This is a genomic window from Nocardioides sp., assembly GCF_035429765.1.
Classification (GTDB): Bacteria; Actinomycetota; Actinomycetes; order Propionibacteriales; family Nocardioidaceae; genus Nocardioides.
Genome location: NZ_DAOMFK010000114.1, coordinates 1 through 9,832, shown reverse-complemented (window position 1 = coordinate 9,832; position 9,832 = coordinate 1). Strand labels below are relative to the sequence as shown.

Annotated in this window: 9 protein-coding genes; 4 read left to right on the top strand and 5 right to left on the bottom strand. The window is 72.9% G+C overall.

The features are described from left to right. The 3 genes from PLP61_RS11220 to PLP61_RS11210 form a co-directional block, all read left to right on the top strand. Nucleotides 1-444 (top strand): WYL domain-containing protein (locus PLP61_RS11220; RefSeq protein ID WP_324502802.1); only part of this gene is annotated, 444 nt, incomplete at its 5' end. Between the two features lie 9 nt (nucleotides 445-453). Continuing rightward, the gene (locus PLP61_RS11215; protein WP_324502801.1) at nucleotides 454-978 is read left to right on the top strand and encodes a CGNR zinc finger domain-containing protein; all 525 of its coding nucleotides are present in this window, start codon (nucleotides 454-456) and stop codon (nucleotides 976-978) included. A gap of 80 nt (nucleotides 979-1,058) precedes the next feature. Then, nucleotides 1,059-2,690 (top strand): DNA repair helicase XPB, encoded by a 1,632-nt coding sequence (locus tag PLP61_RS11210; protein ID WP_324502800.1) that lies wholly within the window; start codon nucleotides 1,059-1,061, stop codon nucleotides 2,688-2,690. A gap of 178 nt (nucleotides 2,691-2,868) precedes the next feature. On the opposite strand, the gene PLP61_RS11205 is transcribed toward PLP61_RS11210, so the two are convergent. The 5 genes from PLP61_RS11205 to PLP61_RS11185 all read right to left on the bottom strand — a co-directional run bounded on the left by PLP61_RS11205 (nucleotide 2,869) and on the right by PLP61_RS11185 (nucleotide 9,426). Continuing rightward, a complete protein-coding gene (locus PLP61_RS11205) occupies nucleotides 2,869-5,598 on the bottom strand; it encodes a hypothetical protein (RefSeq protein ID WP_324502799.1) in 2,730 nt (909 codons plus the stop codon). 70 nt (nucleotides 5,599-5,668) lie between these two features. Continuing rightward, on the bottom strand, nucleotides 5,669-6,043 hold the full coding sequence (locus tag PLP61_RS11200) for a biotin/lipoyl-containing protein (RefSeq protein WP_324502798.1): 375 nt from the start codon (nucleotides 6,041-6,043) through the stop codon (nucleotides 5,669-5,671). Between the two features lie 4 nt (nucleotides 6,044-6,047). Continuing rightward, entirely contained in the window at nucleotides 6,048-6,320 is a 273-nt protein-coding gene (locus tag PLP61_RS11195) for a hypothetical protein (protein WP_324502797.1), read from the bottom strand. After that, nucleotides 6,317-7,885 (bottom strand): acyl-CoA carboxylase subunit beta, encoded by a 1,569-nt coding sequence (locus tag PLP61_RS11190; protein WP_324502796.1) that lies wholly within the window; start codon nucleotides 7,883-7,885, stop codon nucleotides 6,317-6,319. Before PLP61_RS11190 ends, PLP61_RS11195 begins: the two co-directional genes overlap by 4 nt. 8 nt (nucleotides 7,886-7,893) lie before the next feature. Further along, nucleotides 7,894-9,426, bottom strand: coding sequence for a methylmalonyl-CoA carboxytransferase subunit 5S (locus PLP61_RS11185; protein ID WP_324502795.1), 1,533 nt, complete (start codon nucleotides 9,424-9,426; stop codon nucleotides 7,894-7,896). 54 nt (nucleotides 9,427-9,480) lie between these two features. Here PLP61_RS11185 and PLP61_RS11180 point away from each other — a divergent pair, with 54 nt between their 5' ends. Beyond that, nucleotides 9,481-9,831: an HD domain-containing protein gene (locus PLP61_RS11180; protein WP_324502794.1), complete on the top strand. Its 351-nt coding sequence runs from the start codon at nucleotides 9,481-9,483 to the stop codon at nucleotides 9,829-9,831. Nucleotide 9,832 lies beyond the last annotated feature (1 nt).

The window sequence follows — 9,832 nt, the reverse complement described above, 5'->3', positions numbered from 1 at the left end:
GACGTACTCCTCCCGCGGCTGCGCGAGCTCGGGGCGGCACCGGTCGTCGAGGCTGCGGACGGCTCCGTGCGGGTGGCCCGGCCCGACCTGCTCCGGTCCCGCACGCCGAGGCAGCGGCGCCCCCCGGCCCTGGACGAGGCCCGGGAGGCGGCCCACCTGGCCGCGGTGGTGCACGCGGTCCGAGCCGGTGACCGCGCGGCCGAGGCCCGCCCCGCGCCCGCGGTCGGCTCACCCGCCGATGCGCTGGCCGACCTCCGGGAGGCGGTGGAGTCGGGCCGCACCGTGTGGATCGGCTACGTGGACGCTCACGGGAGCGTCACCGAGCGGATCGTGGACCCGCTGGCGGTGGAGGGCGGGCAGCTGCACGCGTGGGACCACCGCGGCGAGGACCGGCGTACCTTCGCGGTCCATCGCATCACCGGCGTCCGCGCGGTCGATCCGTAGAGTGGAGGCGTGGACTTCATCCGGTACGCCGAGGCCGCGGCCGCCCTGGTCAACACCGAGCTGCCGGACGCCGCGGCGCTGCAGGAGCTGCTGGCCGACCGGGACTGGCTGGTGGACCAGTGCACCGACCGCGACAGCGTGGTGCTGCGGCGGTTCCAGCGCGAGCTGAGGCCGGTGTTCGAGGCCGGGGACGCCGGCGACACCGCCACCGTGGTCCGCCTGCTCAACGTGCTGCTCGAGCGGCACCCGATCACGCCGACGATCTCCGACCACGCCCCGGAAGGGCTGCACATCCACGTGGCCACCAAGGCCGCCTCGGTCGCCGAGCTGCTGATGGCCGAGTCCCTCCTCGGCCTCACCGTGATCGTGTGCGACCTGGGCCCCACCCGGCTCGGCGTGTGCAGTGCCACGCCCTGCACGAACGCCTACGTCGACACCTCCCCCAACCAGTCACGTCGCTACTGCTCGGACCGCTGCTCCTCGCGCGCCAACGTCGCGGCGTACCGCGCCCGTCAGCGCGCCTCCACCGCGTGAGCGCACCGGACGTCATCCGGACGGAGCCGACGTCTGCTCCGTCCGGATGACGTCCTGGGGGTGTCCGTAGGATTCCCGGGGTGAGCACCGGCCCGCTGATCGTCCAGTCCGACAAGACGCTGCTGCTGGAGGTCGACCACCCCCGGGCTGCGCAGTGCCGTACGGCGATCGCCCCCTTCGCCGAGCTCGAGCGCTCCCCGGAGCACGTGCACACCTACCGACTGACCAACCTGGGGCTGTGGAACGCCCGGGCCGCGGGGCACGACGCGGAGCAGGTCGTCGACACACTGCTCGCCTACTCCCGCTACCCGGTGCCGCACGCGCTGCTGGTGGACGTCGCCGAGACGATGGCGCGGTTCGGGCGGCTACGGCTGGAGAAGCACCCCACCCACGGGCTGGTGCTGGTCTCCACCGACCGTCCGGTGCTGGAGGAGGTGCTGCGCGCCCGCAAGGTCGCCGGCATGATCGGGGCGCGCATCGACGCGGACACCGTGGTCGTGCACGCCTCCGAGCGCGGCAACCTCAAGCAGGCCCTGCTCAGGCTGGGCTGGCCCGCCGAGGACCTCGCCGGGTACGTCGACGGGGAGGCCCACCCCATCGAGCTGCGCGAGGAGGGCTGGCAGCTGCGCGACTACCAGCGCGACGCCGCGGAGTCCTTCTGGCACGGCGGCTCCGGGGTGGTCGTGCTGCCCTGCGGCGCGGGCAAGACCATCGTCGGCGCGGCCGCGATGGCGCGGGCCGGGGCGACCACGCTCGTGCTGGTGACCAACACCGTCTCGGCCCGGCAGTGGAAGGACGAGCTGCTCCGGCGTACCGCCCTCACCGAGGACGAGATCGGCGAGTACTCCGGCGCGGTCAAGCAGGTCCGCCCGGTCACCATCGCGACGTACCAGGTGATGACCACCCGCCGGAAGGGTGTCTACACCCACCTCGAGCTCCTGGACGCCCGCGACTGGGGGCTGATCATCTACGACGAGGTCCACCTGCTCCCCGCGCCGATCTTCCGGATGACCGCGGACCTCCAGGCGCGGCGCCGGCTGGGGCTGACCGCCACGCTGGTGCGCGAGGACGGACGCGAGGGCGACGTGTTCAGCCTGATCGGGCCGAAGCGGTACGACGCGCCCTGGAAGGACATCGAGTCCCAGGGCTGGATCGCGCCGGCCGACTGCGTCGAGGTGCGGGTCACGCTGGAGCAGTCCGAGCGGATCGCCTACGCCACCGCAGACCCCGAGGAGCGCTACCGGCTGGCCTCGTGCACGCCGGCGAAGACGCGGGTGGCCGAGGACCTGGTCGCCCGGCACCGCGGCGAGCCGACGCTGGTGATCGGGCAGTACCTCGACCAGCTCGACGAGATCGGCGCCGACCTGGACGCCCCGGTGATCAAGGGCGACACCCCCGTACGCCGGCGGCAGAAGCTCTTCGACGCCTTCCGCGCCGGCGAGATCGACCTGCTCGTCGTGAGCAAGGTCGCCAACTTCTCCATCGACCTGCCCGAGGCGGCGGTCGCGATCCAGGTGTCGGGCTCGTTCGGGTCGCGGCAGGAGGAGGCCCAGCGCCTGGGTCGGCTGCTACGGCCCAAGGCCGACGGCCGCACGGCCCGCTTCTACGCGATCGTCGCGCGCGACACGGTCGATGCCGACTTCGCGCAGAACCGGCAGCGGTTCCTGGCGGAGCAGGGCTACGCCTACCGGATCATCGATGCCGACGCGTGAGAGCGCGAGCAACGAGCGGTCGAGCTGCGAGGCATCCCACAGGCCCGACGCCGACGCGTGAGAGCGCCGACCCGTCACAAATGGCACGGTGGAGGTCGCTGAATCTCACGCCATTTGTGCCGGGTCGCGCGCCATTTGTGCCGGGTCGCGTGCCATTTGTGCCGGGTCGGCGCGGGGGTCAGTCGGCGACGACCACGGTGCGGGTGAACGCGCTGCGGCCGCCGGGCAGCGTGACCCGGACCCGCATGGTGAGCGTCTCCCGTCCTTCGTGCCTGCCGTCGCGGCGGGTCGGGACGGCGAAGCTCGCCTCGGTGCGACCCGGGCGGAAGTACCCGAACACCACGGCGTGCGTCTGCCACAGCGGTGTCCGCGGTGGCAGGGCCTCGTCGACGTGGTCACGCAGCCAGGCGGGCGGTACGTCGCCCACGCTCAGCGGCGACGTCCCGGCCGGGCCGCGGACCACGCGGAGCATGACCTCGGTGCCGTACTGCACCGGGTGCGCCAGCCGGACCGTCCACCGGGCGGGACGGCCCTCCCGGACGACGCGGGACTCCGTGCGCACCCGCACCCGGGGGGTCGGGTCGTCGTCGAGCACCACGACCCGGCCGAAGTAGGTGTCGGTCATCGCACCGAACCGGGGGTAGGCCACCAGGTCGACCGGTCGCCGGGCGATGTCGTCGAGACGGTTGCCGGCGTAGTCGACCACCACCGAGCCCTGGGTCTGTCCCGGAGCCAGGTCGAGCTCCTGGGTCCAGCGCTTCACGCGCGGGAGGTAGGACACCACCCCGACGACCAGTGCGGCGCGCCGGGTGAGCTGGCCGGAGACGGTGAAGGGAACCCGGGCCGTCGCCGAGGCCGCGTCGCCTTCCACCACCCGCACCCGGCCCAGGCTCACCACCGGGAGGCGGGTGCGGGGAACTGCCGCGAGGGTGTCCGGGGCCGCCGCGAGGTCGAGCACCCAGACCCGGCCGGCGTCACTCTCTCCGATCAGGTCGACCTCGGCGATCCGGGCCAGGTCCACGCCTGCCGCGGTGCCGGGGTCGACGATCACGGTCTGCGCCCAGCGCTTGGCCAGGCCGCCCTCCTGCGGGAGCGCGGCGAGATCCGGTCCCCCCTCCGGGGTGAGTACGGCGGAGGCGCCGGCGCTGTCCACCAGCCGCACCCGCATCGACACGTCACCGACAGTGGGGTCGACGACCGTGCGCAGCTCCAGACGGCCGGTGCTCAGGTCGAGCGGGTCGTCCAGCACCAGGCCGCCGGTCTGTCCGGCCGCCGACCAGGCGACCTCGAGCGCGCGCCTCGACGGGGTGAACTCGTGGACCTCGGTCCAGTGCGGCACGTTCCCGTCCAGCCAGCCGTCCCGTCCGCACAGGCGGTGCGGGGAGACCGCGTCCCACGAGTAGGAGCCCCGGCACAGCTGGGTGTCCGCCCCGACCGCGAGCGCCAGGCCGCTGTCGACTCCCGGCCGGCGCAGCTCCCGGCCGCCGCCGATCGCGTGGGAGAGGACCACGGCGTCCCCGGTCGAGGCGACGCGCGCCGCGGAGCCGTCGTACAGCGGGAGCAGGTCCTGCTCGTCCTTGGTGAACAGCCGCACCGCACCGGCGACGTAGGCGGTCCCGACCGCGCGCTGCTCGGAGTCGGAGAGCCGTCGGGGGCTGCCGGCACCGCACAGCGCGCTGCCCGGGTCGCCCCAGTCGTCCCACGCGGGCGCCTGGGAGAGCCCCGGCGTCCACTCGGTGTTGAAGTAGTTGTGGTTGGCGCCGAGCACGAGCACCGAGCTCTTCAGCGACGTGTCGTCGGTCGTGAGGTCCCGGGCGCTGTCGGTGAACCGCTGGCCCTGCAGGTCGTAGACGTCGCCGTCACAGTAGGGCAGCACCGTCACGGTCGGGACGTACGCCGCGGTCTGGGTGCCGAAGTTGGTCGGCGCCAGCAGCACCTGCCCCACGATGGTGTACGGCGCGTCCAGCGGGATCTCGAGAGACGCCCGGTCGACGCCCTCACCTCCGCGGCTGTGGCCCACCAGGACCACCCGGGACAGGTCCACCTGGTGCGCGGCAGCGAGGCCGACCCAGTGGTCCAGGTGGCGTTCGACGATCGCGGCCCGGGCGTCGGCGCCCCCGTCGAGCAGCTGCCAGTCCTGGGCGTTGATGCCGTTGACCCGGACCGACACCGTGGTGAAGCCCTGGGAGGCCAGCACCTGCTGGAGGTAGTCGTAGCCGAGGTGGCTGGGGATCTCCCGGTACGGCGCGGCGCACGGCCAGTCCCAGCCGTCCTCGCCGGTGGTGGGGTTGTAGCAGTAGCTGTGCCGCCCGTGCAGGAACAGCACCAGGGGTCGAGGCCCGGTGGCGGCCCCGGGCGCCGGCTCGACGACGTGCCCGACCATCTCGATCGGCTGGGCCATCCCCGGGAGTGGCACCGGGTCGAGCTGGTAGTCGCTGGTCACCACAGGATAGGGGCCCGGGGTGCCGGGATCGACGGGGAGCGTGGTCGCAGCGGGCGCGGCCGACCGGACCGCTGCGGCGCCGCCCACCCGCGCGGTGACGTCGTCGCCGCGCACGTCGAGCCGGTCCCCGGAGAGCAGCACGTCGAGCGAGGCCGGGTCCGGGCTCTGTGGGGCCCTGACCACGACCCGTACCGTGCGCCCGTCGGCGCCGAGCTGGGCGGTGCCCAGGGACCGGCCGTCGGCGACGACCACCGGCCGGTCGGAGGTGACCGGCAACCTGGTGGGTGAGCGCCAGGAGACGCGGTAGCTGCCCTCGCCCAGCGGTACCACGCGCCAGGACCCGACCTCGCCCCCGGCCGGCTGCGGCCGCGGGGCGGGCGCGGCCGGTGCCGCCCCCGCGAGTCCGAGCGGAACAGTGAGCGCGAGCGCGGACACGGCTGCGACGAGCGAGCGAGGAACTGGCATCTGGACCCCCTGTGGACGATGTCACCCGGTCAGACGCGGCCGACCCGGTGCGGGTTGCACCGCCGCGTGGCTACTCGGCGGCAGAGAGCTCGACGAGCACCTGCCCGCCGCCGACCGAGTCACCCGGGGCGACCAGCACGGCCTGCACGGTGCCCGCCGCCGGGGCGGTGATCTCGGTCTCCATCTTCATCGCCTCGAGGATCACCAGGACGTCGCCCGCGGCGATCTCCTGGCCCTCCTTGACCAGCACCCTGGCCACCGAGCCGGCCAGCGGGGCCTTGACCCCGGCGCCGTCGCTGGACGGAGGTGCGGCCGCCGGGGTGACGGCGTGCTGGGGCACGAACCCGCCCCCCATGAAGATGGCTCCCAGGGGCGGCCTGGGCTCCTCCTCGACCTCGACCTCGACGTCGTAGGCGACCCCGTCTACCGTCACCTTCAGCCGCATGACCTCACCTCACCCCGTGCATCACGCCGCGCCGCTGGACCGCGGCCCGACCCTGTTCCGTCCAGGCCTGCCCGGTCCGGTAGTGCACCTGCGTCAACCGGGCACGGTGGCCCAGGAAGGCCGAGACGGCCGCGGCGATCGCGAGCACGACGTCCTCGGGCACCTCCCGCGGCGGCAGGTCGGCTCGCACCGTGGCGAGCTCGGTCTCCAGCGAGTCGATCCGGGCGGCCAGGGCCCGGACCGTGGCCAGCAGCTCGGCGACCGTCGGCTCGCTCATGCCGGGCCCAGCCCGTGCTTCTTGGCGGGCCGGATGTCCCGCTTCGCGATCAGGATCTCCAGCGCCCGGGACACCTGCTCGCGGGTGCGGGCCGGGTCGATGATGTCGTCGACCAGACCGCGCGAGGCGGCGACGTAGGGGGTGGAGAAGGTGGACCGGTACTCCTCGATCAGCTCGGCCCGGCGCGCCTGGGGGTCCTCGGCGTCGGCGATCTCGCGCCGGAACACGATCTCGGCCGCGCCCTCGGCCCCCATCACCGCGATCTCCGCGGTGGGCCACGCGAACACCCGGTCCGCGCCGAGGTCCTTCGAGCACATGGCGACGTAGGCGCCGCCGTACGCCTTGCGGAGCACCACCGTCACCTTCGGCACCGTGGCGGCGGAGTAGGCGTAGAGCATCTTCGCGCCGTGCCGGATGATGCCGTTGTGCTCCTGCGCCACGCCCGGCAGGAACCCCGGCACGTCGACCAGGGTCACCAGCGGGATGTTGAAGGCGTTGCAGAACCGCACGAACGCCGAGCCCTTGTCGGAGGCGTTGATGTCGAGCACACCGGAGTAGACGGTCGGCTGGTTGGCCACGATGCCGACCGTGCGGCCGGTGATCCGGCCGAACCCGACGACGATGTTCGCGGCGTACCCGGCCTGGACCTCCAGGAAGTCCGACCAGTCGACCAGCCGGCCGATCACCTCGCGGACGTCGTACCCCTTCTTGCCGTCCACGGGCACCAGGTCCGCGATCTCCGGGTCGGCCTCGATGAGGTTGTCCGGGTGGACGACCGGCGGGTCCTCGGTGTTGTTCTGCGGCAGGAAGCTGAGCAGCTTCTGCGCGACCAGGACCGCCTGCTCGTCGTCGTCGACCACGAAGTGGGTGACGCCCGAGAGCGCCATGTGGGTGTCCGCGCCGCCGAGGTCCTCGGAGGTCACCTGCTCCCCGGTCACCTGGGCGATCACGTTGGGCCCGGTGATGAACATCGTGGCCTTGCGGGTCTGGATGATGAAGTCGGTGAGCGCCGGGGAGTACGCCGCCCCGCCCGCGCACGGCCCGGCGATGATCGAGATCTGCGGGACCACGCCGGAGAGCAGCACGTTGGAGTAGAAGACCCGCCCGTAGCCGGCGAGCGAGCCGATCCCCTCCTGCACCCGGGCCCCGCCGGAGTCGTTGATGAACACGAAGGGCGTCCCGGTCATCAGGCTGGCCCGCATCATCGCCGCGACCTTGTCCGAGTGCACCTCTCCGGCGCTGCCGCCGGCGACGGTGAAGTCCTGGGAGGCGACGTGGACCGGCCTGCCGCGGACGGCGCCGGCGCCGGTGACCACCCCGTCGGCCGGCAGGTCGGCACCGGCCAGCCCGAAGTAGGTGGACTGGTGCCGGGCGAACATGCCGGTCTCCTGGAACGTGCCGGGGTCCAGCAGGGCCTCGATCCGCTCGCGCGCGGTGAGCTTGCCCTGGGCGTGCTGCTTCTCGAGCCGTGCCGCTCCCCCGCCCTGCTTAACGGTGGCCCGCCGCTCCAGCAGCTCGGCGGTCCGGTCGGCCATCGACTGTTTCTTGCTCAGCTTCTTGCTCATCGGGCTCCTCACGCTCGCTCGACGGTGACGTGGTGCTCGGCACCGTCCAGGGTGACCGCGTAGTTGATCGGCCCCTTGACCGGGCCCTTGCCGGCCGGCTCGGACTGGTCGCCGGCGGCCAGCTCCGCGGGGTCGAGGCCGACGTTGCGGGGCCCCTCGGGACGCTTGGCGAAGAAGACCGGGGCGACGCCGGGGAACATCGCGTAGGTCAGCACGTCCTCGTCGCTGCCATCGGCCCCCTCCAGGTCGTTGGCCTCCGCGCCGAGCCGGTCCCACTCGGGCTGGAGCAGGTCGGCGGGGCGGACGTCGATGGGCTCCTTCTTGGTCTGGGCCCGGGCCGCCTCGACGATCTCCGGGTCGCGCTCGCCCAGCGTGGCGCCGTAGTAGCCGAGCATCAGGTCGGCGAACTCCGCGGTGAGCACCTTGTAGGGCCCCATCAGCACGTTGAAGACCGCCTGGGTGCCCACGATCTGGGAGGAGGGGGTGACCAGGGGCGGGTAGCCCGCCACGGCGCGCACCCGGGGCACCTCCTCGAGCACCTCCTTGAGCCGGTCACCCGCACCCTGCTGGCGCAGCTGGCTCTCCATGTTGGAGATCATCCCGCCCGGGATCTGGCTCTTGAAGATCTCGGTCTCCACCCCGGTGATGGCCGACATGAACTGGGTGTAGCGCGGGCGCACCGTGGCGAAGTGGTCCTTGATCCGCAGCAGCCGCTCGCCGTCGAGGTCGGTGGTGTACGGCGTCCCGTCGAGCATCTCGACCAGGGACTCGGTGGGGTTGTGGCCGGGGCCCAGGGAGATCGAGGAGATCGCGGTGTCGACGACGTCCGCGCCGGCCTCGATGGCCTTCATCAGGCTCACCAGCGTGACCCCGGTGGTCGCGTGGCAGTGCACGTGGATGCGCACGTCCTGGCCGAGGTCGTCCTTGATGGCCTTGACGATGTCGTAGGCCGGCTGGGGCTTGAGCAGCGCCGCCATGTCCTTGATGCACAGGCTGTCGCAGCCCAGGTCCATCAGGTCGCGGGCCATCTGGACGTAGCCCTCGACGGTGTGCAGCGGGCTCTCGGTGTAGCAGATGGTCCCCTGGGCGTGCTTGTCGACCCGACGGACCGCCGCGATCGCGTGCCGGACGTTGCGGACGTCGTTGAGCGCGTCGAACACCCGGTACACGTCCATGCCGTTCTCCGCGGACTTCTCCACGAACCGGTCGACCACGCCGTCCTCGTAGTGGCGGTAGCCCAGCAGGTTCTGCCCGCGTAGCAGCATCTGCAGACGGCTGTTCGGCATCAGCTCCCGGAAGGTGCGCAGCCGCTCCCAGGGGTCCTCGTTGAGGAACCGGATGCAGGCGTCGTAGGTGGCGCCGCCCCAGCACTCCACGGACCAGTAGCCGGCCGCGTCGATGTCGGCGCAGGCGTCCACCATGTCCTCCAGGGCCATCCGGGTGGCCATCAGGCTCTGGTGGGCGTCACGGAGGATCAGCTCGGTGACCCCGATCTCCCGTCGAGCGGGTGCGGTGGTGGTGGTCTCGGCACCGGCAGTCATGCGACCACCCTTCCACTCCTGGGTGCTGGGGGCAAAGCACGGTTCAATGGCCGGGTGGACCTCCGTGGGCGCTGGCCGCTGCCGGGCGCTGCGACGGTGCGTGACGCCCTGCTCGAGGCGTGGGCGGCCCCCTCTCGGGCCTACCACGACCTGCGGCACCTCACCGAGGTGCTGGACCGTCTCGACGAGCTCGCCGGCGGGGGCGAGGACTTCCCCGACGTGCCCGTGCGGCTGGCCGCCTGGTTCCACGACGCGGTCTACGACGGCCGGCCGGGCGCCGAGGAGCGCTCGGCCCGCTGGGCGGAGGAGGCGCTGGCCGGGCTGCTCCCGGCGGGGACGGTCGCGACGGTGGCCCGGCTGGTCCGGCTGACCGAGGCGCACCGGGCAGCCGTCGCCGCCGGTTGAG